A 26,678-nucleotide genomic window follows, 5' to 3' on the forward strand; every position below is an offset into this window, starting at 1 on the left:
GATCCCCCGCCCACCCCCACCGGCCAGCACCGCAAGCCCCGCCGCCCCCGCCGCCGCCCACCCCGCTGAGCACCCGCAGGAGGTCCCGCCGTCACGCCCTCGGATGCGCCTGCCGATAGGCGCTACGCAGCCGTTCGATCGACACATGCGTGTACACCTGCGTACTGCTGAGCGAGGCATGCCCCAGCAACTCCTGCACGCTGCGCAGATCCGCCCCACCCTCCAGGAGATGGGTAGCCGCGCTGTGCCTCAACCCATGAGGCCCCATGTCGGGCGCCCCTTCCACCTGCCGCACCCGCGCATGCACCACCCGCCGGACGGTCCCGGCATCGATGCGCCCGCCCCGCACCCCCAGGAACAACGCCGCCCCGGACCCCGGCCGCACCCACAACGGCCGCCCGTACACGCACCACCCGTCCAACGCCCGCATCGCCGGCCTCCCGACCGGCACCGACCGCTCCTTACGTCCCTTGCCCAGCACCCGTACGACCCGCCGCTCCCGATCCACGTCATCCACATCCAGCCCGCACAACTCGGATACGCGAATCCCGGTGGCGTACAGCAGCTCCAGCAGAGCCTGGTCGCGCAGATCCTTGGGCTCCCCCTCCACCGGCACGTCCAACACCCGCCGCGCCTGCTCCTGATCGAGCACGGCAGGCAACTGCCGCGGCGCCTTGGCCGTCCCCAACAGCAACCCGGGATCGCTGCCGAGCCACCCCTTGCGATGGCAGAAGGCGGTGAACGTCCGCACACAGGCGGACCGCCGAGCCAGCGTCGCCCGCGCCTTCCCCGCGTCATGCTGCGCCGCCAACCACCCCCGCAGCGCCACCACATCCAGCGCCTCCACCGCCCCGCCCACATAAGCCAGCAGCTCGGCCACATCCCCCAAGTAAGCCCTCACGGTATGAGGCGACAAATCCCTCTCGAACCGCAAATAGGCCTCGAATTCCGCAACAACGTCCCCGGCCTCGGGCCCATCCCCCACGAACGCCTCCATTTGCTCAACAACTAACGAACAGCACGCCTGAACGCCATTCCCAGTCTGCCCCGGCGCCCCCTACCTTCACCGCACTTCCACCCGCCTACCCCGAAGCCAAGCTCCCCCTTCCTCGCACCCACATCCGCTACACCGGAGCGTCCGGCCCACTACATCCATCTCCAGTTCGGCTGCGGCCAGCAAGGGCGCCTCGCGAGCCCACTGGCCAAAGCGAGCACGGGTTACGGTTTCCTTGGCCCGGCCGCTACCAGCACCACAGCAGCCGCAACAGCAGTGAGCGCCGCCAGAAGAGCGCCGGCAGCCAACGTCAGGGCATCAGGACGGATCAAGGGCTGAGCACGCAGCGCCTGCCAGGTGAGCAAGCCGATCAGGCCGGTGTAGCCGACGGCGGCCACACCGATCAGCCGAGCACGAGTCCGGTCGTCACGTAAGAGCGGGTAGCGAGCCGCCAGAGCAGCCAGCAGCAGGGCTCCGATCAACATGACCTGAAGCCCATGCAATCCGACGAAATGAGGAATCCGCAGGTCACCACCCGTGGTGCTCCACTCCGTCAGAGGCAGGCCGGGGCCACCGTCGGGCACGCCCACGCTGTGCCCACTGCTCAGCAACACCCGCTCACCCCCGGTGGTCAGCGCGATCTCCGCCTTCCCCTGCATGGGGATGAGGAAGCCCAGGGCCATGCCGACGACGGCCAGGGTGAGCCCCGCGTGAATCGCCCGGCTCATCGCACGATCGGCATGGACGCGCTGTACGGCCAGAATGACCGCGAGCGCGATGTTGGCCAGCATGATCAGAAGCACCCCGTTGCCGAAGATGACCTGCATGACTCTCTCGGCCGATTCGGTGGACTTGTTGAAATGGCTGAAGGTTCCGCGAGCAGCCTGGATCGCAACGATGGCGGTGTCGACGAACCCGGTGACGGCGAAAACCGTGGCCAGCCCAGAGGTCCATTTGCTGCCCCGATGAGGCAGAGACAGCATCCAGGCCAGAGTGGTCCCGTAAACGGCCATCGACACCGCGAACTTGAACGGCTTGAGCCACACGGGAGCCCCCAGAAGCACCCGGCCGTCGACCACAAGCCCAACCGCCGAGACGACCAGCAGCAACAGCATCGCGGCGACCATCAGCATCAACGGCCGATGCCACCGCGCCACCCGGCGAAGCAGCGCACCAAGAACAGCGGACACGGCACCTCCTGGAGGACAACCGGAGCTACGCCCAGAGTCCCCCTCGCCGGATGCGGACACATTCCCGCACACCCCCGGCTTGCAAGGAGGCCAGCCCTACCACCGACCCCCTCCCTGCTGAAGGCCGCCCATACCTGAAGCCGACATTAGGCAACACCCGCGCGAACCCGGTCCACGCGGAAACGGTCCACGCGGAAGCCGATCCGAGTGGAACCCGGTCCCCATGGAGAACCCCACCAGGAAGCGGCCCGCATGGATGGCCCCCCCCACGAAATCGCGCCGCACGGTAGCGGCCCGCACGGATGGCGCCCCGCACAAAATCGCGCCGCACGAAAACGACCTGTGCAGAAGGCAGCCTGCACAGAAGGCGGCCCGTACAGAAGGCCGCCCGTACAGAAGGCCGCCCGTACAGAAGGCCGCCCGTACAGAAGGCCGCCCGTACAGAAGGCCGCCCGTACAGAAGGCCGCCCGTACAGAAGGCCGCCCGTACAGAGGGCGGCGGATTCCGAGCGGGCGACAGGGCGGGGACCTTCAGTTGCCGTGTCGAAAAGGCCGAGTCCGCCGCCAGGCAGAATGTCGGCGTTGAGCTTTACGATCACGGCTCATGACGGAACCCCAGCCCAGCGCTCACACCATGACCATCGCCCTCGGTATCGATTACGGCCAGGCGTACCTGCTCGACGACTATGACGAGACGGGCATTCCCGAGCACTTAGGTCATGACGACGAAGGGCAATCTCTCGGGGTCATCAGCGTGATGGAAGGCGCCGCCTTGCTGACCATCGGCACGCACTACGGCAAGGTGCGGTTCGACGTTCAAGTGGCGCCGTTCGAGCCTGATCCGGACTTGGACGCGTACGAGGACATCGTGGAGATTGGCTTCACCTCGGCGACGGGGAGCGTTTCGCTCCACGAGTGGGGAGATGAGGAGATTTACGCGCTCCCGCCCCTTCCCTCCGGTCCTGGTCAGTATCGGTTGCGGTATCACGTTCATGGTTTGGACGAGAGCCACTGCGATTATTACGAGGAGCAGGCGCCCGATCGCTACTTCCTGCAGATCTGGCCGTCCGGCGACTCCCCGGCCCAGGTCGTCAAGAGCACGAGCCGGCGGCACCGGAGGTGGATACGCGCCGATTGACGAAGGCATCGCTGTTCAGGGGTACTGGAAGCGACGCGCTCGACGTACGGCGAAGGGCAATCATGGCGGCTCCGGGCGGGGTGAGGGGATCATCTGATTCTCCGGGTGACAGGGCTGCGACGCGGACGCCGGTGAGGGGAGCGGCGTCTCGTCCTCTTGTGAGCTGGCGTTGGACGAGGGCGTGAGCGCCGGAGAGCCGGTGCGGGGTGAGGGGATGGGAGTGGGCCGTCCCTCGGGGGAAGCCGGGCGAGGAAAGGAGGTTCGCTCGGGTGTGGCGGAGGCGTCGGGCAGTGGGCGGTCCGAAGGGACGGGCGATCCGGGCGATCCGGGCGGGTGAGCGGGTGGTTGAGCTGATCCAGCGGGCGGCTCCGATGGCGCAGCGTCTCGTTCCGACGGGACGCTGGGTGGGGCGGCGCGCTGCTCGGAATGCACCCTGGGCGATTCCGGTGAGACAGCGGGCTGTCCGGAAGGGACGCCAGACGGCCCTGTAGAAACGGCGCCCTGCTCTTTAGGCGCCCCGGGCGGCCTCGGCGAGACAGCGCGCTGCCCCGAAACGCGGTGCTCGGAAGGGACGGCGTGCTGTTCCGGAGGGGGGGTGGGCTGGTCTACGGCGGTGGGGGTGGCTTTGGGGTAGACGGGCGAGGGAGGTTTGCGGATGCGCCAGCCCTTTGGGACGCGTTCGACGTAGCCGGCGGCCGCTAGGGAGCCCAGGGCGCTCAGGGCGGTGTTGAGAGGGACGCCGGCGGCCACGGCGATGGTGGCCGGGCCGGCGCCGCCTCGCGAAGGGATGGCGTCCAGGACAGCGCGGGTCTGGGGTGACAGGGCGTCTCTGGGGAGGGCGGGGGCGCGCTGGGGCAGGGCGAGGTCGTCGCCGATCGTGCCGACGAGCTCGATGAGCTCTTCGGGGGAGGTCACGCAGACGGCCTTCTGCTCTCTGAGGAGGCGGTGGCAGCCCGCTGACTGGGCCGAGGTGATGGGGCCGGGGACGACGGCCAGGTGGCGGGCGAGGGTGAGGGCGTGGGTCGCGGTGTTGAGCGCGCCGCTGCGAAGGGCGGCTTCGATGACGGCCGTGCCCCGGGAAAGTGCGGCGATCAGGCGGTTGCGGATGAGGAAGCGGGCGCGGGTGGGGTGGACGCCCGGCGGGCACTCGCTGACCAGGACGCCCTGGTCTCGGGCGGCGGCGAAGAGGGGCTGGTGTTCGGCCGGGTAAGGGATGTCCACGCCGCAGGCCAGGACGACGACCGTCGGGGAGTCGGCGGCGAGGGCGCCTCGGTGGGCGGCGGCGTCGATGCCGATTGCGCCGCCCGAGATGACGGTCCAGCCTGACTCGCTCAGGCCGATGCCGAACTGGGCGGCGACGTGGGCGCCGTAGGGGGTGGCGGCTCGGGCGCCGACGACGGCCGCCGATCTGAGGCAGGAGAAGCGGAGGTCGGCGTTGCCGTGGAGCCACAGGCCGAGCGGGCGACCGGCGCCGAGCTGGTCGAGCTGGGTGGGCCACTCCGGGTCGCCGGGGATGACGAGCCTGGCTCCGGCCTCGTGGCCGGCGGCGAGGTCCGCCGCGGGGTCGGCGGCGGTCAAGCGGGCGTGCCAGGTGGCGAGGCGGGCGTGCCAGGTGGCAAGGCGGTGGCTCAGGTCTCCGAGGTGGTCTCCCGGGCGGTTTCCGAGGTGGTCTCGGGGGTGGTCTCCGAGATGGTCTCGGGGGTGGTCTCGGGGGTGGTCTCCGTCGGCCGGGAGGGGGTCGCCGGTGTCGGGGAGGCGCTGGGCGCGTACGGCTTCGGCGGTCCGGACGGCGCCGTAGTGGGAGACCAGGCGGCCCATCGCGGTGTCGCCGGCGTCGGCGGCGCGCATGAGGGCGGCACGGGCCTCGTGGTCGGGGGTGTGCACGGGGGCTTCTCCTGGAGACGGAAGGCGAACGGACAGGGAAAAGGGGCGGGTCAGGGGGTCAGGCCGAGCCACAGCGCCAGGGCTGCGGAGGTCTCGTCCTCGTCGGGGCGGTCCTTGCCGGCCAGGTCGGCGAGGGTCCAGGCGACGCGGACGACGCGGTCGAGGCCGCGCGCGCTGAGGGTGCCGGAGTCGAGGCAGCTCGTGATGGGGCGCATGGCGGCGTCCGCCGGACGGTAGTCGGCGTGCAGAGACGACGAGGGGATCTCGGCGTTGGTGCGCCAGGGGGTGCCGGCGAAGCGCTTGGCGGCGCGCTCACGGGCCAGCAGGACGCGCTGGGCGACCGTGCGGCTGGACTCGACGAACTGCCGGTCGGCCAGGAGCTCGCGCCTGCTGGAGCGAGCCACGGTGACCTTCATGTCGATGCGGTCGAGCAGCGGACCCGAGAGCCTGCCCAGGTAGCGGCGCCGGACCGTGGGCGAGCAGTGGCAGCTCTCGCCCTGGTCCTGGGGCTGGGCGCAGGGGCAGGGGTTGGCGGCCAGCACCAGGATGAAGCGGGCCGGGAACGTGACCGAGCCCGCCGATCTCGCCACCGTGACCTGGCCCGACTCCAGCGGCTGGCGGAGCGAGTCGAGGACGTGGCGCGGGAACTCCGGTGCTTCGTCCATGAACAACACGCCCCGGTGGGCGAGGGAGATCGCGCCGGGGCGCACGACCGTGCTGCCGCCCCCGATGACGGCCGCGGCGGAGGCGGTGTGGTGGGGGTTGACGAAGGGCGGGCGGCTGACCATGGGGCTGTTGGGCGGTAGGACGCCCGCGACCGAGTGGATGGCCGTCACTTCGAGCGCGTGGTCGAGCTCCAGGTCGGGCAGCAGGGTCGGGAGGCGTTCGGCCAGCAGGGTCTTGCCGGTGCCGGGTGGGCCGAGCATCCAGAGGTTGTGGTTTCCCGCGGCGCAGACCTCCAGGGCGCGTCTGGCCATCGGCTGGCCGACCACGTCCGACAGGTCCAGGTCGGGGCGGGCGGCGGGGGCCGGGCCGCCGGCCACCGCCTGGAGGGCGGGCCCGGAAGCCTCGGCGGACGCCGAAGCGCGGCCCGAAGCGGACCCCGAAGCCGGGCCTGGAGCGGGGCTCGAACCGGGGCCTGAGGCGGGGCCCGAAGCGGGGCCTGAAGCGAGGCTTGAAGCGGACGCCACAGCGGAGCCTGGAGCGGGCGCCACGGCAGGGCCCGAAGCGGGGGCCGGGACGGCGGGTGGGGGGTCGCCTCGGCGCAGCCATTCGACGAGCCGGCGCAGGTCGGCGACCGGGACCACCCGCACGCCCGGCACCAGGGCCGCCTCGGCCGCGTTGGCGGCGGGGACGACCACGGTGGCGGCCCCGTCCCCGGCGGCGCCCAGAACCGACGGAAGCACGCCGCGCACCGGCCTCAGCCGCCCATCGAGGCCGAGCTCGCCGAGGAAGAACATGTCCGCGACCCGCTGGGCGGGCACCAGCCCGGCGGCGCCCAGGATGGCCACGGCTATGGCCAGGTCGAACTGACTGCCGCGTTTGGGCAGGCTGGCCGGGAAGAGGCTGACGGTGATGCGGGCGTCGGGCCAGGCGTAGTGGCTGTTGACCATGGCCGACCGGACGCGCTCGCGGGCCTCGCTCAGCGCAGTGTCGGGCAGGCCGATGAGGTGCATGCCCGCCAGCCCGCTGCCGACGTCGGCCTCCACCTCGACGGTGCTGCCGGTGACGCCGACGAGGGCGACGCTGCGGGTGGACGCGACCGCCATCTAGCTCACCCCCCGCACGTGACGCAGGGAGTAGTCGCCGGCGAAGCGCTCCAGCGCGATCACGTCGACCCGCACGGTCGCGTAGGGCTGGGGCTGGGCGGCGAGCCAGGTGGCGGCCAGGGCGCGCAGCCTGGCCACTTTCGCGGGGCGGACGGACTCGAGCGCCGTGCCGTGGGATCTGCTCGATCGGGTCTTGACCTCGACCACGACGAGCGTGGCGCCATCCTCGGCGATGATGTCGATCTCGCCCCGGCGGCAGCGCCAGTTGCGGTCGATGATGGTCATGCCCTGGGAGCGCAGGTAGTCGGCGGCCAGTCGCTCGCCGTGCCTGCCCAGGTCGTTCTTCGCGGCCATGTGGCACCTCCGGGGAGCGACTTTCGCTCATGGAGGCGGGGCCGGCAGTGGCCGAACGGGGTTCTGGGGATAAGTGCGGGGCACCGGGGCCGGGCCTGTGGACGAACGCGTGCGCACGCGCCGCCACCAGCCCCCGGAAACGACCGGCTCCAGGAAACCACAGCCCCGGACGTGGCCAGCCCAGAAAACCGCCAGCCCCGGAAACCACCAGCTCAGGAAGCGGTCAGCCCCGGAAGCGGTCACCCCCGGAAACGGTCAGCCCGAGAAGCCCTCCTTCGGCATTTCCAGGTCGGCCTTGGCCAATTCCTCGACGTTCACATCCTTGAACGTCACCACCCGGACATTCTTCACGAAGCGCGCCGGTCGGTACATGTCCCAGACCCAGGCGTCCTGCATCTTGACGTCGAAGAACACATCGCCGTTCTCCGCCGTGCGGACTTCCAGGTCGACCGAGTTGGTCAGATAGAAGCGCCGCTCCGTCTCCACCACATACGTAAACAACCCGACGACATCGCGGTATTCGCGGTAAAGCTGCAGCTCCATCTCGGTTTCGTACTTCTCGAGATCCTCTGCGCTCATCGCGGTCCTCCTGTCGTACCGGTCCCCCGGTGTGCCCGGCTAGGCAACGCCGGCCCCCATTTCATTCTCGCCCATCTCCCTGGCCACCGTGACGAACGAGTAACGGTGGTGCGGACACGGGCCGTGCGCCCCCAGTGCGAGGCGGTGTTGTGGTGTCACATACCCCTTGTGCTCGGCGAAACCGTACAGCGGATAATCGTCGTCCAGCGCGACCATCAACCGATCCCTCGTCACTTTGGCCACGATCGACGCGGCCGCCACACAGGCGGCCACCTGATCCCCCTTCCACACGGCGAGCGACGGCGCCGGCAGGCCCGGCACCGGGAATCCGTCCGTCAGGATGTACCCAGGGTCGCAGGACAGCCGCGCGACCGCCCGCCGCATGCCCGACACATTGCACTTGTGCAGGCCGCGCGCGTCGATCTCGCCGGGCGGGATGATGACGACGCCCACGTGGGCGGTGTCGACGATCCGCTCGTAGAGGCGCTCACGTACGGGCGCCGAGAGCAGCTTGGAGTCGCCCAGGCCGTTGATCTCCTTGCGCAGGATGACCGCGGCGACCACGAGCGGGCCCGCGCAGGCCCCGCGGCCTGCCTCGTCGACCCCCGCGATGGGGGTGAGGCCGCGCCGGGCGAGCGCCCGCTCGTAGGCGTAGATTCCGGAATCACGCCGGACGACGCTCGGTCGAGGGCGGAACGCAACTGTCATGACACACGAAGCGTACGCCCCATTCGCCGCATACCGCGACCGAAGCTACTCGATCTTCGCGAAGCTGTCGGGAGTGGTGAAGATCGTCCCTCTCGACAGCGGCCAGTAGCGCACCACGGCGGTGCCGATCACGTCGTCGACCGGGATGAACCCCTTGCCCGGCTCCTCCATGTGGCTGCGCGAGTCGGCCGAGGCGCTGCGGTGGTCGCCCATCAGCCACAGCTTGCCCTTGGGCACCGTGATGTCGAACTTCTCGTCGGAGGGGAAGTCGTCGGGGAAGAGGTAGGGCTCGTCCAGCGCCTTGCCGTTGATCGTCAGGCGCTTCTTGGAGTCGCAGCACACGACCCGGTCGCCGGCCACGCCGATGACGCGCTTGATCGTGTCCTCGCCGTTCCAGCCCTTGAAGACGATGATGTCGCCCCGCCCGGGAGCGCCGGCGAGCTTGTTGACGAACACCCGGTCGTTGATCTTGAGGGTGTTCTCCATCGACTCCGAGGGGATGTAGAACGACCCGATCACGAACGCCTGGAGCACCAGCGCGATCCCCACGCCCAGCACCAGCAGGTAGATCGTCTCGCGGAAGCCGCCCTTTTTCTTCTTCTCCACGCCCTCTGCCTTCTCGGTGACGGCCGTCATCGCCTCTTCACCAGCCAGCGCCGACGGACCACGACCAAGGGTACGGCCAGCGCGAATCCGGCGACCAGCGGGGCGGACCCGCTCAGCGCCTGGAGCGCGGGCTGGGCGAACGTGTCGGGGATCGGGATCGTGGTCGCGCGGGAGAACGGCCAGACGATCACGAAGGCGCGGCCGATGACCTGGCTCTCGGGGATGGACCCGCCGCCGGGGTCGCCCGTGTGGGAGCGCGAGTCCAGCGAGACCTGGCGGTGGTCGCCCATCACCCACAGGCGGTTGGGCGGCACCGTGATGTCGAACGGCTCCCGCGAGGGCAGGTTGCCCGGATAGAGGTAGGCGCTCTCGTCGATCGCCACGCCGTTGACGGTGATGCGCTGCTGGGAGTCGCAGCACTTGACGTGGTCGCCGCCGACGCCGATGACGCGCTTGATGTAGTCCTTCTCGCCGGGGACCACGCCGAACGCGGTGCCGACCCAGCGGAAGAAGCCCGCGACGGGGTTGGCCGGCTCCTCGAACTGGAACTCGCCGTCCCAGGAGTCGACGCCGGAGAAGACGACCACGTCGCCGCGCTCGATGTCGCGCGTGTGGTAGACGAGCTTGTTGACCAGCACCCGGTCGTTGGTGAGGAGCGTGTTCTCCATCGACTCGGACGGGATGTAGAAGGCCTGGATGACGAAGGTCTTGATGATCAGCGCCAGCGCCAGCGCCACGACGACCAGAACGGGAAGTTCTTTCCAGAACGACCCCTTCTTCTTCTCTTTCTTCCCGTCTTTTGCCGGCTTCTGAGTGTCTTCGGCGACCACGTCCACCTCGTCCTCGACAGGGCGGCGCGGCGCGCCGTGCTCCTGGCTCTCGCTAGTCATTGCTGACGAGCCTAGATGATGTCCCGGCCCGACAAGCCTCGACCGACGTTACACCGCTCACGAGTCGCTCCACATAAAGGAAAGGGCCCCGCAAAACCGAATGGCCCGCACCTCGGTGCGGGCCATTCGGGGAAAGCATGCTTACTTCGCGGGCGTGCTCTCACGCTTCTCGCGGATGCGGGCGGCCTTGCCGCGCAGGTCGCGCATGTAGTAGAGCTTGGCACGGCGGACGTCGCCACGGGTCACGAGGACGATCTTCTCGATGACCGGGCTGTGCACCGGGAAGGTGCGCTCGACGCCGACGCTGTAGCTCACCTTGCGGACGGTGAAGGTCTCGCGGGCGCCGCTGCCCTGACGGCGCAGCACGAACCCTTTGAAGACCTGGACGCGGGAGCGGTTGCCTTCGACGACTCGGACGTGAACCTCGAGCGTGTCACCGGGACGGAAGTCCGGCACGTCGCTGCGCAGGGTCGCCTTCTCGAGCTCCTGGATCTTCGTGTGCATGAGAGCTGTTCCTCAAGTCTCGCGAGCACGCGGAGGTCCACCCGGCCTGGGCTCGTGGCGGACACGCTTGCTGATCTGGTGGACCCGGGAACGCTTTCCCGGGCATGGCTGACCAACCACCTGACGATTGGCAACGCTTCAGTGTGCCACATCTTCCGGCGGGAGGCGAAACGACAGCTCGTCGAGCAGCCGCCGGTCGTGCTTGTCGAGCGTCGCCGGGTCGATCGCCGCCGCCAGCTCGGGCCGGTTGGCGACGGTGCGGCGCAGCGCCTCGTCACGGCGCCAGCGGGCGACCTTGCCGTGGTGGCCGGACAGCAGCACGGCGGGCACCTCGTGCCCGCGCCACACCGGCGGCTTGGTGTAGACGGGGCCTTCGAGCAGGTTGCGCATCGCGCCGGGCGCGAAGGAGTCGTCGACGGCCGAGTGGGCGTTGCCGAGCACGCCGGGCAGCAGCCGGCCGATGGCCTCCACCATCACCAGCACCGCCACCTCGCCGCCGGCGAGCACGTAGTCGCCGATGCTGACCTCGTCGACGCGCAGCCGCGTGCCGTACTCGGCCATGACGCGCGAGTCGATGCCCTCGTAGCGGCCGCAGGCGAACAGCAGCCACGGCTCGGCGGCCAGCTCCTGGGCGAGCTCCTGGGTGAAGGGGCGGCCGCTCGGCGTCGGCACGATCATGCGCGGGGCTCCGTCGCCGATGACGTCGTCGAGCGCCTCGCCCCAGACCTCCGGCTTCATCACCATGCCGGGACCGCCCCCGTACGGGGTGTCGTCGACGGTCTTGTGCACGTCGTGCGCCCAGTCGCGGAGCTGGTGGGTGCGCACGTCGAGGATGCCGCGCTCGCGCGCCTTGCCGATGAGGGAGACGTCGAGCGGCGCGAAGTACTCGGGGAAGATCGAGATGATGTCGAGCCGGGTCACAGCAGGCCCTCCGGCGGGTCGACGACCAGCCTGCCGCCCTCCGGGTCCACCTCCGGCACCAGGGCCTTGACGAACGGGATGAGCGCGTCGTCACCGCCGCCCGCGCGCTTAACGACGAGCAGGTCCTGGCCGCGGTGGAGCACGTCGGTGACCTCGCCGACGGGCTCGCCGCCGGTGGTGACGACCGCGAGGCCGATGAGCTGGTGGTCGTGGAACTCGTCGGGGTCGCCGGTCGGCGCCACGTCGGCGGAGTCGATGACCAGCATGGTGCCGCGCAGCTCCTCGGCCGCGTCACGGCCCGCGACGCCGGCGAAGGCGACCAGGAGCATGCCCTTGTGCCAGCGGCGGCTCTCGACGACGAGCGGCCCCCGGCCCGGCGGGTCGGTGGCGATCGACGTGCCGGCGGCGAAGCGCACCTCGGGATCGTCGGTGCGCACCTCGACGGTCACCTCGCCGCGTACGCCGTGCGGGCGGCCTATCCGGCCGACGACCAGCTGCACCTGTACCTCTTTCCAACGCGGAGCGCCCCCATCGGCGGCAACCGATGAGGGCGCGGGGAATTTCCTGACGCTAACGGACTGCTTCGTGCAGGTCGAGCAGATCGACCCGGACGTACTTCCCGTCGGCCAGGGCGTTCACGACGGTGCGCAGCGCCTTGGCGGTGCGCCCACCGCGTCCGATGACCTTGCCCAGGTCCTCGGGGTGCACCCGGACCTCCAGGACGCGCCCGCTGCGGATGCGGCGTGCGCGGACCCGGACATCGTCGGGATGTTCGACGATGCCCTTGACGAGGTGCTCGAGGGCCTCCTCGAGCACCTCAGGCCTCCGCCTCGGCCGGGGTCTCGGCAGGGGCCTCGGCCTCGTCCTTCTTCTTGGCCTTCTTCGGCGTGGTGGCGGCCGTGCCGGTGTCGCCACCGGACAGCGCCTCCTTGGCCGCGGCCTCGTAGATGGCCTGACGGTCGGGCGCGGGCTCGGCGACCTTCATCGGCGCCGGCGCGGGCTCGCCCTTGTACTTCTGCCAGTCACCGGTGAGCTTGAGCAGCTTGAGCACCGGCTCGGTCGGCTGCGCGCCGACTCCCAGCCAGTAAGCGGCGCGCTCGGCGTTGACCTCGATGCGCGAAGGGTTCTCCTTCGGGTGGTACAGGCCGATCTCCTCGATCGCCCGGCCGTCACGCTTGGTGCGGCTGTCGGCGACGACGATACGGTATTGAGCGTTGCGGATCATGCCGAGCCGCTTGAGCTTGATCTTGACTGCCACGGGTGTGGTCTCTCCTGCATTAGAGCGCGGGTGAGCGGCTCCTCATCGAGTGGGGCACGATGCGAATCCGACTCCAGGGACAAACGCGGCCGGCGGGAGGTGAGAGGGCACCCGCCTGGTCACGGTGTTCCAACATGCCATTGTGCCAGACGCGCGCCACTGCCCCGCACTCCGCACCGGCGTCGCGCGGCAAAAATTACTTCTGGCCCGGCAGCCTGAGCTTGGACGGGTCGAAGCCCGGCGGCAGCTCCATGCCCGGAGGCAGCTTGCCGCCGAGGTTGCCCAGCACGCCGCCCGGCTTGGGCTCGTCGGCGGGCGCCTCCTGGGCCTGCTTGCCGAGGGCCGCCTTGCGCGGGTCACCGCTCACGCGGCGCCCCTTCTTGCCCTTCTTCTGAGCCTTCTGTGCCTTGCCCCGGCCGCCCGGCATGCCGGGGATGCCCATGCCGCCCGCCATGCGCTTCATCATCTTCTGGGCCTCGAAGAAGCGGGTGACGAGGTTGCTGACGGCGCTGACGGTCACGCCGGAGCCGGCGGCGATGCGGGCGCGGCGGGAGCCGTTGATGATCTTCGGGTCCTGCCGCTCGCCGGGCGTCATCGAGCGGATGATGGCGGCGATGCGGTCGAGGTCACGGTCGTCGATGGCGTTGAGCTGGTCCCGCATCTGCCCCATGCCGGGCATCATGCCGAGCAGGTTCTTGATCGGGCCCATCTTCTGGACCATCATCATCTGCTCGAGGAAGTCGTCGAGCGTGAAGTTCTCGCCCGAGGTGAGCTTGCCCGCCATCTTGGCGGCCTGCTCCTCGTCGAACGTCTTCTGCGCCTGCTCGATCAGGGTGAGGATGTCACCCATGTCAAGGATGCGGGAGGCCATCCGGTCGGGGTGGAAGGCGTCGAAGTCTTCCAGCTTCTCGCCGGTGGAGGCGAACATGATCGGCCGGCCGGTGATGTGCCTGACCGACAGGGCCGCGCCGCCTCGGGCGTCGCCGTCGAGCTTGGTCAGCACGACGCCGTCGAAGCCGACGCCCTCCATGAACGCCTGGGCCGTGGTGACGGCGTCCTGGCCGATCATGGCGTCGACGACGAACAGGACCTCGTCGGGCCGCACCGCGTCGCGGATGTCGGCGGCCTGCTTCATCATCTCCTGGTCGATGCCCAGGCGGCCGGCGGTGTCGATGATGACGATGTCGTGCTGCTGGCGCCGGGCCTCGTCGATCGACTGGCGGGCCACGGCGATCGGGTCGCCGACGCCGTTGCCGGGCTCGGGGGCGTAGACGGCGACCTGGGCGCGCTCGCCCATGACCTGGAGCTGCCCGACGGCGTTGGGCCGCTGGAGGTCGGCGGCGACGAGCAGCGGCACGTGGCCCTGCTCGCGCAGCCAGCGGGCCAGCTTGCCGGCCAGCGTGGTCTTGCCGGCGCCCTGGAGGCCGGCGAGCATGATGACCGTCGGCGGCGTCTTGGCGTAGCGGAGCCTGCGGGTCTCGCCGCCGAGGATCTCGATCAGCTCGTCATTGACGATCTTGACGACCTGCTGCGCCGGGTTGAGCGCCTGGGAGACCTCTGCGCCGCGGGCGCGCTCCTTCACCTGGGCGACGAACGCCTTGACCACCGGCAGCGCGACATCGGCCTCGAGCAGCGCGATGCGGATCTCGCGGGTGGTGGCGTCGATGTCCGCGTCGGACAGTCGCCCCTTGGATCGGAGGGAGGAGAAGACCGATGTCAGCCGGTCGGATAGCGTCTCGAACACGTGGTTGGCCAGTCCTCGAAAGCGAATGTGGGTCTGGTCTCAGCCTATCCGCTTCGCTAGCCGTTCCAGCCTGGCACGGCCATCCGGACCGAGAGCGCGTGCTCGACCAGGTTGATGAGCGTGCTCTTGACCGAGTCCTTGGACCGGGCGTCGAGCCGCACCAGCGGGATGTGCGGGGCCAGCGTGAGCGCGTCACGCACCTCCGCGTCGGTGTGCGGGTACTGCCCCTCCCAGCCGTTGATCCCGACCACGAACGGGAGCTGGGCCTCCTCGAAGTAGTCGATCGCGGGGAAGCTGTCGGCCAGCCGCCGCGTGTCGACCAGCACGACGGCCCCGATGGCGCCCCGTACGAGGTCGTCCCACATGAACCAGAACCGGTGCTGCCCGGGCGTGCCGAACACGTACAGGATCAGGTCGCGGTCGAGCGAGACGCGGCCGAAGTCGAGCGCGACGGTGGTGGTCGACTTGAGCGGGGTCATGCCGAGGTCGTCGATGCCGGCCGAGGCGTCGGTCATCACGGCCTCGGTCGTGAGCGGCATGATCTCCGACACGGCCCCCACGAACGTCGTCTTGCCCACCCCGAATCCCCCGGCCACGACGATCTTCGTCGAGGTTAGGCCGGGGCTAGAGCCTGCGAAGTCCACTGAGCACCCTTTCAAGCAGGTTGACATCCGGCCTTCCGGCCTCCAGCTGCGGCTGGTGGACGCGGACCAGGCCTTCGGCGGCCATGTCGGCGATCAGCACCCGGACCACGCCCAGCGGCATCCGCAACAGCGCCGAGACCTCGGCCACCGAGCGCACCTGCCTGCAGAGCTGACTGATCGCCTGGTACTCCGGCGTGATGTGGGAGAACTCCCGGTGCTCGGCCGTGGCCGACGACACCAGCGCCTCCATCGCCAGTTTCAGCTTGGGCGCGGTGCGCCCGCCGGTCACCGCGTAGGGACGGACCGGCGACGCGGGGTCGGAGGCCGGCTGCGGGGGCGGCTGAGGGTCCCAGCCGCCGGTGTTCCATCTCGGGTCCGTCACCTACATCACCTGGTCTGGCTGGCGCGCAGCTCCGCGCGCACCGCCGGGGTAAGCACCTGTCCGGCGCGATCCACCATCAATGTCATCTGGTACGCCACCAGTCCCATGTCGCAGTCGGGGGCCGCGAGCACGGCCAGGCAGGAGCCGTCGCTGATCGCCATGATCAGCATCAGCCCCCGCTGCATCTCCACGATGGTCTGATTGACCGCACCGCCTTCGAACACCCGGGCGGCGCCCTGTGTCAGGCTCACCAGGCCGGAAGCGATGGCGGCGAGCTGGTCGGCCCGGTCCGCCGGGAACCCCGACGACGCGGCCAGCGGCAGCCCGTCGGACGACACCACCACCGCATGCGCGACGCCGGGGACGGTGCTCACGAAGTCGGTGATCAGCCAGTCGACGCCGCGCGCCGAATGACTCAGGTCGTTCACGCGCCCTCCTCCCTGTTGTCGTCTTTCCTCGGGTCAGAGGAGAATGCCCTGCCCCCGCTGATGTCGTCGCGTGCCGCCCGGAAGCCCTGCTGGAAGCTGGACAGGCGGCTGCGTACCCGGTCGGGCGAGACCGTGGGCATCGGGACGACGCCCTTCGGGGCCGATGCCGTGTCGGCCGAGCCCGGCACCAGGTTGGCCTTGGGCACCCGCTTGGGCAGCCCGGAGGCGGTCGCCCCGTCGCGCACCGGCTCGGCGGCGGCCTGGGCGGCGCTCCACCCGGCGTCGGCCGTGGACGAGCCCCAGTTGGCGCTGCCGCTGCCGCCCTGCTCGAACCAGGCCGACTCCACCGAGGCGAAGATCGGCAGGAACTCGTCGCCGGCGGAGGGGGCGTTGCCGCCCACCACGGGCATGGGCCCGGTGGCGGCGGACTCGGTCTCCGGGAAGTCGTAGCGGTTGCGCTTCTGCGCGCCGGTGTCGGGCCAGTCGTCGAACTCGCGCGGGACCGGCTGCTCGGTGGGCCGCTTGGGCAGCGGCTCGCCTTCGCCGGCCCAGCCGCCGGGGACGCGGGAGGGGATCCACACGTCGGCGGTGTCGTAGCCGCCGCTGGTGCTGCGCGGGTCGGAGGGCCAGCCGTCGGCCTGGGAGGGCCACTGCGGCGCGGACGGCCAGGACCCGGTGGGGTCGGCGCCCGGGTACGAGGGGTGGGCGGGGCTCATCTGGAACGAGCCGCCCTGCCACGGGGGCGCCGCGGCCGCCGCCGGCTGGGCGGGGGTGAAGGCGTCCATGCGGCCGCCGCGGTCGGCGACCGGGGCGGGCGCCACCGGGGCGGCGCCCGCGGCGGCCGGGGTGTCGAAGGCGGGCGTCTGGGCGCCGAGCAGCGACTCGGGCACCAGGACCATGGCGGTGAGCCCGCCGCCGCCCTGGGGCCTGAGCTGGACGCGGATGCCGTGGCGGTGGGCCAGCCTGGCGACCACGAACAGGCCCATGCGCCGCGAGACGGACACGTCGACGGTGGGCGCGTCGGTCAGGCGGTCGTTGGCCTGGGCCAGCTCCTCCTGGGTCATGCCGATGCCGGAGTCGCTGATGGACAGCATGACGCCGCCGCCGTCGATGCGGCTGCCTGAGACGGTCACGCGGGTCTCGCGCGGGGAGAACGACAGGGCGTTCTCGACCAGCTCGGCGATGAGGTGGATGACGTCGTTGACGGCCTGACCGGCGACGGAGACGCCGTCGGGGACCTGGAGGAGCACGCGCTCGTAGTTCTCGACCTCCGACAGCGAGGCGCGGGCGACGTCGACGAGCTTGACCGGCTGGCTCCACCGGCGCGGCGGGTCCTGGCCGGCGAGGACCAGCAGGTTCTCGCTGTTGCGGCGCATGCGGGTGGCCAGGTGGTCGAGCTTGAACAGGTTGCCCAGCCGCTGCTCGTCCTGCTCGCCCTGCTCCAGACCGTCGATCAGGGTGATCTGACGCTCGACCAGCGTCTGCGAACGCCGTGAAAGGTTCACGAACATCGCGTTGACGTTGGAGCGCAGGCGGGACTCCTCGGCCGCCAGGCGGACCGCTTCGCGGTGGACCTCGTCGAAGGCGCGGGCGACTTCACCGATCTCGTCCTTGGAGGCGATGTCGATGGGCGGCACGTGCAGTTGCTCGGGCTGGACCTCGTTCTCGCGGAGCTGGCGGACGAGCTCGGGCAGCGTGTTGCCGGCGACCTTGAGCGCGTCGCCGCGCAGGCGGCGCAGCGGGCGCACGAGCGAGCGGGCCATCACGGCGGTGACGGCGAGGACCAGCAGCAGCAGCGCGACGACGACGCCGATGCTGATCGCGGCGGCCTGCCGGTCGGCGCTCTGGAGGTCGGCGCTTCGGGTGGCGATCTGCTGCGACAGCGACTTCTGCACCACGTGCAGCTTGTCGACGGTCTCGCTGATGGCGTCGAACCAGAGCCTGACGTCGTTCCTGGAGGTGGTGTCGAGCCGCTGGAGCGGCACGCCGCCGTTGTGCAGGAAGACGGCTCTGGCCACGTAGAACTCGGCGCGGCCGATCTCCTGGCTGGTGACGGTGTTGTCGTAGAACTGGCGCTGGGCGGCGGTGGCGACGGCGCGGAACGAGGTCCGCTCGCTCTCGCGGCGGGCGCGGGCGTCCAGGAACGCGTTGAAGCCGGGCTCGCTGAACTCGCCGCGGATCAGCGCGATGGACAGAAGGGCGCGCTGCTTGGAGGCCTCCTCCTGGACGCGGGCGACGGCGCGCATGGCCGAGCTCGTCGCGGTGAGCTGCTCGTCGGTCGAGCCCTGCGCCACCTCGTCGTAGAGCTGCAGCAGCTCGGCGATGGTCTCGGAGTACTTCTCCATTGTCGGCAGCGGCGGCAGCTGGGTCTTGGTGACCGTCTCGCGCATCGAGGGGATCTGGTCCAGCCGGACGCGGATGTTGGCCAGGCGCCTGCGGCCCAGGTCGGACAGCGACGCCTCGGCCGAGGTGGCGGCCTCCTCGGTCCGCTTGACGCTGACGTTCACGATCTCGTACTGCGAGGTGAGCGCCTGGAGGTCGGCCTGCCGCTTGTTCTGGGCGACGAAGCGGGTGGCGAGGTCGCGTTCGAGGGCCAGCTCGCGGGAGAGCTCGCCCACCTGCGCCACCAGCGCGCTCGTCTCGCCGATGCGCTGGTACTCCTGGGCGCTGCTGAACGAGGTCGTGATGCGCAGCGCGCCCAGGATGACGCCGACGATGGTCGGGATGGCGATGAGGGCGATGAGGCGGGTGCGTACACGCCAGTTGCGCAGCGCGAAAGCGCTGCCCGGTTTGGGCGCCTCCGGCACCGGCGCCCGAGCCGGCGCGGGCTCTTGCGGCATGTCTGGAGCCCTACGACGACCGGCTTCGGTCGTTGTTGTCCTCACTGTGGAGCCTCTCGCCATGGCCTGCTGGGGGATGAGCGGCTTTGTCACGCCGACGGAGTGATCGCAGGCAAGTTCGGGCCCAATTTGAGCACAAACCTCATAGTTCAGCCAACGTCTCACAAGTATTAGACCGTTCCAAGCCCGCCTTGGTGCACGTCGCGAGGTTTCATACACGGAGCGCGACCGCCGCCAATCCGGACATATACCCCGTAAGACCCAATAGGGCAGGTTCTAGCGGCATAACGCGATAATTACACCTCAAAGCAGAAAAATTAACATATACGCGGCATAGTGCTTCAGCTATGATCCCCTGCTCCGGTACGCTCACGCCCGGCAACCGATTGCCAGTCTCTAAAAGCTTCCCCCCTGGTAGGAGACCTTCCCATGACACGCACTTTGCGCGGTCGCGCGGTCGTCGTCGGCGCCGCGCTCGCGCTCACCCTCGCCGGCTGCGGTGCCGGCGAGGAGGCCGGCACGACGTCCGCGAACGGCTCAGGGCTCGAGAAGACGACCATCAAGGTCGGGGTGCTCCCCATCCCCGACCCCGTTTCCGTCTATATCGCCAACGCGAAGGGCTTCTTCAAGGCGGAAGGCCTCACCGTGGAGCCGGTCATCATCACCGGTGGCGCGGCGGCCATCCCGAAAATCAAGAGCCGCGAGCTCGACATCTCGCAGACCAACTACGTCTCGACGTTCGCCGCCGTGGCACAGGGCGAGAAGATCAAGCTCGTTGCCGACATGTATCAGGCAGGTCCGAACACCTTCAACATCATGGTGCCCAAGGATTCTCCCATCAAGACGGTGGCTGAACTCAAGGGCAAGACCATCCTGGTCAACAACCTGAACAACGTCGCCCAGCTCGCGGTCGAGACTCAGCTGAAGGTCGCGGGGCTAACTAAAGACGACGTCAAATTCGCCGAGAAGCCGTTCCCCGAAATGGGCAACGCGGTCAACAGCGGCCAGGCGGACGCGGCCTGGATCACCGAGCCGTTCATCACCGCCAACCAGAGCCAGTTCGGCTTCACCAAGCTCGCCGACACGATGACCGGCCAGACCGAGAACCTGCCCATCGCGGGCTGGATGGCCACCGACGAGTGGGTGCAGAAGTACCCGAAGACGCTGGCCGCGTTCCAGCGGGCCATCTCCAAGGCGCAGGAGCTCGCCTCCAGCGACCGCAAGGAGATCGAGAAGATGATCCCGACCTACACGAAGATCGACGCCAAGACCGCGTCGGTCATCACCCTGGGCACCTTCCCGAGTGAGCTGAACCGCGACCGCCTGCAGAAGGTCGCCGACCTCATGGCCGAGTACAAGTACCTGAGCAGCCCCATCGACGTCTCCTCGGTCATCGTCCCGGCGCCGACGAGCGGATGACCAGAGCGCGCCTGACCCGCGGCGTCATCGGCGCCGCGGGCTTCCTTGTGGCCGGCGAGCTGTTCATCCGCTTCGTCATGAGCGAGGATCTGCTGTTCCCGCCGCCGTCCGTCATCTTCCTGGAGGCCGCGCGGCTCCCCGCCGACCCGGACTTCCTGGCCGGGAGCCTGACGACGATCGGCAACTGGGGGCTCGGCCTGCTGATCGCCGTGGCCGTGGCCGTCCCCCTGGGCGTGCTGCTCGGCGCGGTGCCGCCGGTGGAGCAGGCGGTGCGGCCCCTGGTGGAGTTCCTGCGTCCCATCCCGTCCGTCGCGATCATCCCGCTCGCGATCCTGCTGATCCCGTCGGACCAGTGGATGAAGGTCTCGGTCATCGTGTTCGCGTCGTTGTGGCCGATCCTGATCAACACGCTGTACGGCATGCACGACGTCGATCCGCTGGCCAAGGACTCGCTGCGGACCTTCGGATTCGGGGAGCTGGCCGTGCTGCGGCGGGTGAGCCTGCCGAACGCCGCGCCGTTCGTCGCGACGGGCGTGCGGATCGCCGCCGGCATCGCGCTGGTGCTGGCGGTGAGCGCCGAGCTGGTCGCCGGCGGCTCCGACGGGCTGGGCGTGTACGTGGTGATGGCCGGCAGCGCCAACCGGATGGACCTCATCATGGCGGCGACCGTGTGGGCGGGCGTCTTCGGCGTGCTGGCGAACCTCGCCCTGCTGGCCGGGGAGCGCCGCCTGTTCCGGTGGCACGCGCTGCGGACGGGGGCGGCACGCTCGTGAAGACGCTCAACAAGCTGTGGTTCGTCCCGGTGGTCCTCGTCGTGTGGGAGCTCGTCACGCGCGCCGCCGGCGACCTCGACTTCCCCCCGCCGACGACGATCGTCGCGCGCATGTACGAGCTGTGGTTCTCGGGCCCGGCCTCCCGGCTGTTCCTGACCGACGACGCGATGGACAACGTGCTGCCCAGCCTCGGGCGCATGTTCAGCGGGTGGATCCTCGCCTCGCTGATCGGCGTGGTGCTGGGCGTGCTGCTCGGCCGTTCCCGGGTGGCCACCGACTACGTCGACGCGCTGATCGAGTTCGGCCGCGCCATCCCGCCGCCGCTGCTGCTGCCGCTGTTCGTGGTCCTGCTGCAGGGCCTGCTGGCGACGCAGCTCGCGGTGATCGTGTTCGGCGTGATCTGGCCGGTGCTGCTCAACACGATCGACGGGGCCCGGGCCATCGACCGGACCTACACCGAGACCGCGACCGTGTTCGGCCTGTCCAGGGCCGAGCGCCTGCGCGTGGTCGTCATCCCGGCGGCCTCCCCGAAGATCTTCGCCGGACTGCGGATGAGCCTGTCGCTCGCGCTGATCCTCATGGTGATCTCGGAGCTGTTCGGCGGCACCGACGGCATCGGCTACCAGCTCCTGTACGCGCAGCGCACCTTCGACGCGCCCGGCGTCTGGGCGGCCATCGCGCTGCTCGGCGTGCTCGGGTACGCCGTCAACGGGCTGTTCGTGCTGGCGGAGCGCCGCGTGCTGGTGTGGCACCGGCAGGCCAACCGCACGGTTTGACCTCTCATCTCTACGGAAGGGCACATGTCCCCATCTGAAGACCTCCTCTGGGGGGCCGTATCCGACATTTCGCGATTCGCGGCTCTGCTGACCATGGCGGAGCTGGGCCTGGCCGACCACCTGGCGGACGGGCCGCTCGACACCGGCGAGCTGGCCCGGCGCAGCGGGGCGCACCCGCCCGCGCTCCGCCGGGTGCTGCGCGAGCTGGCCGGCATGGACCTGGTCAGGCCGCACGGGGACGACGGCTACGACCTGACCGCCCGGGGCACCGCGCTGCGCTCCGACGTGCCCGGCTCGATCCGCAGCTCGATCCGCATGCTGGGCGAGGAGAGCTTCTGGTACGCCATGGGCAACCTGCCGTCCACCGTGCGCGAGGGCAGCTCGGCGTTCGCCAGGCGCTACGGCCACCTGTACGACCACCTGGCGGCGCAGCCGGAGGCCAGCCGCCTGTTCGACGAGTACATGACCACCCGGGCCATCACGTTCACCGACGGCCTGCTCAAGCGCTACGACTTCGCCGGCGCCGCCTCCATGGTGGACGTCGCCGGCGGCCGGGGGCACATCCTGGCCACGGTGCTGCACGCCAACCCCGGCATGCGCGGCATCCTGTTCGACCTCGACCACGTGACCGGCAGCGCCCGCGAGGCGCTGGCGGCCGAGGGCCTGGCCGACCGGACCGAGGTCGTGGCGGGCAGCTTCTTCGACGGGGTCCCGGCCGGCGCCGACGTCTACCTGCTGTCCAGCGTCCTGCACAACTGGGACGACGAGGACGCGGTGCGGATCCTGCGCAACGTCCGCGCCGCGATGGGCCCCGGCGGCCGGGTGCTGGTGCTGGAGGTGGTGCTGCCGGACGAGCCGGCTCCGCACCTGGGCAACGACCTCGACATGCGCATGCTGGCCATCTTCGACGGCGGCACCGAGCGCAGCGCCGCGCAGTACGCCACACTTCTCGATGAGGCCGGTCTCCGGCTGACGGAGGTCATCGAGCTGGGCGCGGCGGCGAGCCTCATCGAGGCCGTTCCCAAGTGATCGCCCGGGGAGCGTCCGGTGCGGCGCTCCCCGCCTCATGACAGGGGGGCATCCGATGCGGGTGTTGATCGTCGGCGGGGGGATCGGCGGCCTGACGGCCGCGCTCAGCCTGCACGCCGCGGGGATCGGCTGCGTCGTCGTCGAGGGCGCCGCCCGGATGCTGCCGCTCGGCGTGGGCATCAACCTGCAGCCGCACGCCGTACGCGAGCTCACCGAGCTGGGCCTGGCCGCCGAGCTGGCCGCGACCGGCGTCGAGACCACGTACATGACCTTCACCGACCGGTTCGGCGGCGAGATCCTGGCGCTGCCGCGCGGCCGGCTGGCGGGCTACCGCTGGCCGCAGTACTCCATCCACCGGGGTGAGCTGCAGATGCTCCTGCTCGCCGCGGTGCGCGAGCGGGTCGGGCCGGTACGGCTGGGCGTCCGGTTCGAGGAGTTCGAGCAGGATGCCGCGGGGGTCACGGTCACGCTGCGCGACACCGCGTCGGGCGAGGTGCTGCGCGAGCGGGCGGACGTGCTGGTCGGCGCCGACGGCGTGCTGTCGGCGGTGCGCGCCCAGCTCCACCCGTCGGGCGACCCGCTGCGCTGGAACGGGATCCGCATGTGGCGCGGCGTGGCCGACGCCGACCGGGTCCTCGACGGCTCGACCGTGCTGGTCTCCGGCACCAACGCGGCGGGCAAGTTCGTCTCGTACCACATCTCCCCCGCCCATCCGCGCCGGGTCAACTGGGTCGCCGAGGTCAAGGTGGCCGAGCCGGGCGTGACGGGCGCGGCCGACTGGTCGCGGCCGGGGCGGCTGGAGGACGTGGCGCCGCACTACGCCGGGTGGGCGTACCGGCACTTCGACATCCCGTCGTTCATCGCCTCCTCCGCGCGCATCCTCGAATACCCGATGGTGGACCGCGATCCGCTGCCGTTCTGGGGGACGGGCCGGGTGACGCTGCTCGGCGACGCCGCGCACCCGATGTACCCGGTCGGCTCCAACGGCGGGTCGCAGGCGGTGCTGGACGCCCGGGTGCTGGCCCGCCACCTGGCGACCACGGCCGACCCGGCCGAGGCGCTGGCCGGTTACGAGGCCGAACGCCGGCCGGTTACCTCCGAGCTGGCCCTGGGCCACCGCTCGCTGCCGGCCGACGAGATGGTCCTGCTGGTGGAGCGACGGGCTCCCGGCGGCTTCGCCGATATCCGGGACGTCCTGGCCGAGGACGAGCTGGCGGCCCTGGCGGACGCCCAGCACGCGATCACCGATTCCGATGTGCGCGCGCTCAACGAGCGACCCTCGTGGAGCGTGCGCTGAACCTGCGTTCAGCAAGGAGTGACATGCGGTTGGCACGCACGTGCGCCCTCGGGCTCGCGCTGGTCCTCGGCGTCGCGGCCTGTGGCGACGACGGCCCGGCCCCCGCCACCGGCGGCTCCGGGCTGGAGAAGACCCAGCTCACCGTGGGCATCGTCCCGGTGCCGTCGTCGGCGCCGCTGTTCATCGCGGAGAAGCGGGGCTTCTTCAAGGAGGAGGGCCTGACGGTCAAGACCGAGGTGATCCAGGCGCCGCAGGCCGTCATGCCGAAGATTTTGAACGGCAGCATGGATGCCTTCCTGACGAGCTACGTGTCGCTGCTGGCGATCAACGACTCGGGGGCGGCCAAGCTGAAGCTGCTCCAGCACAGCCAGGAGGCGGCGCCCGGGGTGGCGGGCGTGGTGGTGCCCAAGGGCTCGCCGATCAAGACGGCGGCCGACCTCAAGGGCAGGACGGTGGCGGTCAACGTGCTGAAGGCGCTCGGCCAGACGCTCACGAACGCGCACGTGCAGGAGGCCGGGCTGAAGCCGGAGGACGTCAAGTTCGTCGCGGTGCCGTTCGCCGACCAGCTCAACGCGCTGTCGGGCGGCCAGGTGGACGCGGCCTGGCTGGTGGAGCCGTTCCTGACGGCGGCCAAGACGAAGATGGGCGCGACCGAGGTGATCGACACCACCGACGGCGTCACCGCGGGCATCCCGATCGACGGCTGGGGCGTGTCGGAGGCGTGGCTGGCGCAGAACCCGAAGACCGCCGCCGCCTTCCACCGGGCGCTGGCCAAGGCGCAGAAGATCGCGAGCGAGGACCGCGCCGCCATCAACGAGGTCATCCCGACCTACACGCAGATCGACGCGCAGGCGGCGGCCGCGATGAAGCTCGGCGTGTTCTCGATGGAGGTCGACAAGGCGAGCCTGCAGAAGCTGGCCGACCTGCTGGCCGGCTACGGCTACCTCAAGACCAAGCCGGACGTGACGCAGCAGATCGCCGCCGTCGGCGGATGACCGGAGCGCGCATGAGGCGGGGGGTCCTGGGCACCGCCGGTGTCCTGGGCTTCCTCGCCCTGCTTGAGGCAGCGGGCCGCATCGGCCTGATCGACCGCGACGCGCTGCCGTACGTCTCCGTGGTGCTGGTGACGGCGGTGGAGCTGGCCGCGGACGGCGAGTTCCTGCGGCACGTGCTGATCACGCTGTCGGCGTGCGCGGCCGGGCTGCTGATCGCGGTGGCGGTGGCGGTGCCGGCGGGGCTGCTGCTGGGCACGGTGCCGGTGGTGGAGCGCTCGGCGCGCCCGCTGGTGGAGTTCCTGCGGCCGATCCCGTCGGTGTCGCTGATCCCGCTGGCGATGTTCCTGTTCCCCGACAGCGGCGACGCCAAGACATCGCTGATCGTCTACACGTGCGCGTGGCCGCTGCTCGTCAACACGCTGTACGGCCTGGCGGACGTGGACCCGCTGGGCAAGGACACGCTGCGGGCCTTCGGGTTCGGGCCGGTGGCGGTGGCGGTGCGGGTGTCGCTGCCGAGCGCGGCGCCGTTCATCGCGACGGGGGTGCGCATCGCGGTGGGGGTGACGCTGATCGTGGCGGTGAGCGTGGAGCTGATCGCGGGCGGCGACGGCGGCATCGGCGCCTACCTGGTGCAGGCGGGCAGCGCCGCCCGCACCGACCGGGTGCTGGCGGCGACGGTGTGGGCGGGCGTGCTCGGCCTGGCCGCCAACCTGCTGTTCACGGCCGGGGAGCGGCGGCTGTTCCGCTGGCACCACGCCAGGACGGGAGAGACGTCATGATCGCCCGGCTGGGCTGGTACTGGATGCTGCCGGTGGCGGCGCTGACCTGGGAGTTCGCCGCCCGCGCGGCGCAGGCCGTCTACTTCCCGCCGCCGAGCGTGATCGTGCCCCGGCTGCGGGAGCTGTGGTTCTCCGGACCGGCCGGGCGGCTGTTCCTGACGGACGAGGCGGTGGCCGACCTGCTGCCGAGCCTCGCGCGGCTGTTCGGCGGGTGGGCGCTGGCGGCGCTCGCGGGCGTCGTGCTCGGCGTCGCGCTGGGCCGCTCGCGCACGCTGTCGGCGCTGGTGGAGCCGCTGCTGCACTTCGGCCGCTCGGTGCCGCCGTCGGCGCTGCTGCCGGTGTTCCTGCTGCTGTTCGAGATCGGCACGCCGATGCAGGTGGCCTCGATCGTGTACGGCGTGGTGTGGCCGGTGCTGATCAACTCGATGGACGGCAGCCGGTACGTGGACCGCCAGTACGTCGAGACCGGCCTGGTGTTCAGGATGGGGCCGGGCGCCCGGCTGCTGCGGATCATCCTGCCCGCCGCCGCGCCGAAGATCTTCGCCGGGCTGCGGCTCAGCGTGTCACTGGCGCTGATCATGATGGTGATCTCGGAGCTGTACGGCAGCACCGAGGGCATCGGCCACCGCCTGCTGGAGGCGCAGAGCCAGTTCGACATCCCCGCGATGTGGGCCGGGATCGTGCTGCTCGGCCTGCTGGGCGTGCTGCTGAACGCGGGGTTCCTGGCCGTCGAGCGGCTGGTGCTGCGCTGGCACCACGGCGCCCGCGCCTGAGCGG

Annotated in this window: 28 protein-coding genes; 9 read left to right on the plus strand and 19 right to left on the minus strand. The window is 70.4% G+C overall.

What is annotated here, in order from left to right; translation table 11 throughout:
- Positions 1-91 precede the first annotated feature (91 nt).
- Both KME80_RS36955 and KME80_RS36960 read right to left on the minus strand, forming a co-directional pair.
- On the minus strand, positions 92-997 hold the full coding sequence (locus KME80_RS36955; RefSeq protein ID WP_219511841.1) for a tyrosine recombinase XerC: 906 nt from the start codon (positions 995-997) through the stop codon (positions 92-94).
- Between the two features lie 221 nt (positions 998-1,218).
- Positions 1,219-2,184: a hypothetical protein gene (locus tag KME80_RS36960; RefSeq protein WP_219511844.1), complete on the minus strand. Its 966-nt coding sequence runs from the start codon at positions 2,182-2,184 to the stop codon at positions 1,219-1,221.
- A gap of 634 nt (positions 2,185-2,818) precedes the next feature.
- On the opposite strand from KME80_RS36960, the gene KME80_RS36965 reads away from it, so the two are divergent.
- The gene (locus KME80_RS36965; RefSeq protein ID WP_219511846.1) at positions 2,819-3,322 is read left to right on the plus strand and encodes a hypothetical protein; all 504 of its coding nucleotides are present in this window, start codon (positions 2,819-2,821) and stop codon (positions 3,320-3,322) included.
- A gap of 60 nt (positions 3,323-3,382) precedes the next feature.
- Here KME80_RS36965 and dprA read toward each other — a convergent pair whose 3' ends face one another.
- The 17 genes from dprA to KME80_RS37050 all read right to left on the minus strand — a co-directional run bounded on the left by dprA (position 3,383) and on the right by KME80_RS37050 (position 18,833).
- Positions 3,383-5,206, minus strand: a complete 1,824-nt coding sequence (gene dprA, locus KME80_RS36970) for a DNA-processing protein DprA (RefSeq protein ID WP_308126087.1) — start codon at positions 5,204-5,206, stop codon at positions 3,383-3,385.
- Between the two features lie 50 nt (positions 5,207-5,256).
- Positions 5,257-6,975 carry a YifB family Mg chelatase-like AAA ATPase gene (locus KME80_RS36975; RefSeq protein WP_219511849.1) on the minus strand — a complete coding sequence of 573 codons (1,719 nt, stop codon included), beginning with the start codon at positions 6,973-6,975 and terminating at the stop codon, positions 5,257-5,259.
- On the minus strand, positions 6,976-7,329 hold the full coding sequence (locus tag KME80_RS36980) for a YraN family protein (protein WP_219511891.1): 354 nt from the start codon (positions 7,327-7,329) through the stop codon (positions 6,976-6,978).
- A gap of 255 nt (positions 7,330-7,584) precedes the next feature.
- On the minus strand, positions 7,585-7,908 hold the full coding sequence (locus KME80_RS36985; RefSeq protein WP_219511909.1) for a DUF2469 domain-containing protein: 324 nt from the start codon (positions 7,906-7,908) through the stop codon (positions 7,585-7,587).
- A gap of 39 nt (positions 7,909-7,947) precedes the next feature.
- Entirely contained in the window at positions 7,948-8,616 is a 669-nt protein-coding gene (locus KME80_RS36990; RefSeq protein ID WP_219511925.1) for a ribonuclease HII, read from the minus strand.
- A gap of 45 nt (positions 8,617-8,661) precedes the next feature.
- Positions 8,662-9,252: a signal peptidase I gene (gene lepB, locus KME80_RS36995; protein ID WP_219511945.1), complete on the minus strand. Its 591-nt coding sequence runs from the start codon at positions 9,250-9,252 to the stop codon at positions 8,662-8,664.
- Positions 9,249-10,112, minus strand: coding sequence for a signal peptidase I (gene lepB, locus KME80_RS37000; protein ID WP_219511964.1), 864 nt, complete (start codon positions 10,110-10,112; stop codon positions 9,249-9,251). Before lepB (KME80_RS37000) ends, lepB (KME80_RS36995) begins: the two co-directional genes overlap by 4 nt.
- Before the next feature lie 141 nt (positions 10,113-10,253).
- On the minus strand, positions 10,254-10,616 hold the full coding sequence (gene rplS / locus KME80_RS37005; RefSeq protein WP_219511985.1) for a 50S ribosomal protein L19: 363 nt from the start codon (positions 10,614-10,616) through the stop codon (positions 10,254-10,256).
- A gap of 138 nt (positions 10,617-10,754) precedes the next feature.
- Positions 10,755-11,537, minus strand: coding sequence for a tRNA (guanosine(37)-N1)-methyltransferase TrmD (gene trmD, locus KME80_RS37010; protein WP_219511995.1), 783 nt, complete (start codon positions 11,535-11,537; stop codon positions 10,755-10,757).
- The gene (gene rimM / locus KME80_RS37015) at positions 11,534-12,037 is read right to left on the minus strand and encodes a ribosome maturation factor RimM (protein WP_219512003.1); all 504 of its coding nucleotides are present in this window, start codon (positions 12,035-12,037) and stop codon (positions 11,534-11,536) included. Before rimM ends, trmD begins: the two co-directional genes overlap by 4 nt.
- Positions 12,038-12,107: 70 nt before the next feature.
- Entirely contained in the window at positions 12,108-12,353 is a 246-nt protein-coding gene (locus KME80_RS37020) for an RNA-binding protein (RefSeq protein ID WP_043634919.1), read from the minus strand.
- A 1-nt stretch (position 12,354) separates the two neighbouring features.
- Positions 12,355-12,795, minus strand: coding sequence for a 30S ribosomal protein S16 (gene rpsP / locus KME80_RS37025; protein ID WP_219512013.1), 441 nt, complete (start codon positions 12,793-12,795; stop codon positions 12,355-12,357).
- Between the two features lie 196 nt (positions 12,796-12,991).
- Entirely contained in the window at positions 12,992-14,539 is a 1,548-nt protein-coding gene (gene ffh, locus KME80_RS37030) for a signal recognition particle protein (RefSeq protein ID WP_219512020.1), read from the minus strand.
- A gap of 56 nt (positions 14,540-14,595) precedes the next feature.
- Positions 14,596-15,210: a GTP-binding protein gene (locus KME80_RS37035; protein WP_219512022.1), complete on the minus strand. Its 615-nt coding sequence runs from the start codon at positions 15,208-15,210 to the stop codon at positions 14,596-14,598.
- Positions 15,164-15,565, minus strand: a complete 402-nt coding sequence (locus tag KME80_RS37040; RefSeq protein WP_219512024.1) for a DUF742 domain-containing protein — start codon at positions 15,563-15,565, stop codon at positions 15,164-15,166. The genes KME80_RS37035 and KME80_RS37040 overlap by 47 nt, the downstream gene beginning before the upstream one ends.
- Before the next feature lie 5 nt (positions 15,566-15,570).
- Positions 15,571-15,993, minus strand: coding sequence for a roadblock/LC7 domain-containing protein (locus tag KME80_RS37045; RefSeq protein WP_219512032.1), 423 nt, complete (start codon positions 15,991-15,993; stop codon positions 15,571-15,573).
- Complete coding sequence (locus KME80_RS37050) at positions 15,990-18,833, minus strand: sensor histidine kinase (RefSeq protein ID WP_219512042.1); 2,844 nt, start codon at positions 18,831-18,833, stop codon at positions 15,990-15,992. Before KME80_RS37050 ends, KME80_RS37045 begins: the two co-directional genes overlap by 4 nt.
- 429 nt (positions 18,834-19,262) lie before the next feature.
- Here KME80_RS37050 and KME80_RS37055 point away from each other — a divergent pair, with 429 nt between their 5' ends.
- The 8 genes from KME80_RS37055 to KME80_RS37090 are packed head-to-tail and all read left to right on the plus strand — an operon-like array spanning position 19,263 to position 26,674.
- Positions 19,263-20,252: an ABC transporter substrate-binding protein gene (locus KME80_RS37055; protein WP_219512049.1), complete on the plus strand. Its 990-nt coding sequence runs from the start codon at positions 19,263-19,265 to the stop codon at positions 20,250-20,252.
- Positions 20,249-21,025 carry an ABC transporter permease gene (locus tag KME80_RS37060; RefSeq protein WP_219512059.1) on the plus strand — a complete coding sequence of 259 codons (777 nt, stop codon included), beginning with the start codon at positions 20,249-20,251 and terminating at the stop codon, positions 21,023-21,025. The genes KME80_RS37055 and KME80_RS37060 overlap by 4 nt, the downstream gene beginning before the upstream one ends.
- Positions 20,989-21,801 carry an ABC transporter permease gene (locus KME80_RS37065; protein WP_308126088.1) on the plus strand — a complete coding sequence of 271 codons (813 nt, stop codon included), beginning with the start codon at positions 20,989-20,991 and terminating at the stop codon, positions 21,799-21,801. The genes KME80_RS37060 and KME80_RS37065 overlap by 37 nt, the downstream gene beginning before the upstream one ends.
- A gap of 24 nt (positions 21,802-21,825) precedes the next feature.
- A complete protein-coding gene (locus tag KME80_RS37070) occupies positions 21,826-22,830 on the plus strand; it encodes a methyltransferase (protein ID WP_219512068.1) in 1,005 nt (334 codons plus the stop codon).
- Positions 22,831-22,885: 55 nt separating this feature from the next.
- Positions 22,886-24,127 carry a flavin-dependent oxidoreductase gene (locus KME80_RS37075; RefSeq protein ID WP_246646378.1) on the plus strand — a complete coding sequence of 414 codons (1,242 nt, stop codon included), beginning with the start codon at positions 22,886-22,888 and terminating at the stop codon, positions 24,125-24,127.
- Between the two features lie 23 nt (positions 24,128-24,150).
- Complete coding sequence (locus tag KME80_RS37080) at positions 24,151-25,122, plus strand: ABC transporter substrate-binding protein (RefSeq protein ID WP_219512080.1); 972 nt, start codon at positions 24,151-24,153, stop codon at positions 25,120-25,122.
- An 11-nt stretch (positions 25,123-25,133) separates the two neighbouring features.
- Positions 25,134-25,901, plus strand: coding sequence for an ABC transporter permease (locus KME80_RS37085; RefSeq protein WP_246646379.1), 768 nt, complete (start codon positions 25,134-25,136; stop codon positions 25,899-25,901).
- Positions 25,898-26,674: an ABC transporter permease gene (locus tag KME80_RS37090; RefSeq protein ID WP_219512098.1), complete on the plus strand. Its 777-nt coding sequence runs from the start codon at positions 25,898-25,900 to the stop codon at positions 26,672-26,674. Before KME80_RS37085 ends, KME80_RS37090 begins: the two co-directional genes overlap by 4 nt.
- Positions 26,675-26,678 lie beyond the last annotated feature (4 nt).

The organism is Nonomuraea ceibae, assembly GCF_019396325.1.
Classification (GTDB): domain Bacteria; phylum Actinomycetota; class Actinomycetes; order Streptosporangiales; family Streptosporangiaceae; genus Nonomuraea; species Nonomuraea ceibae.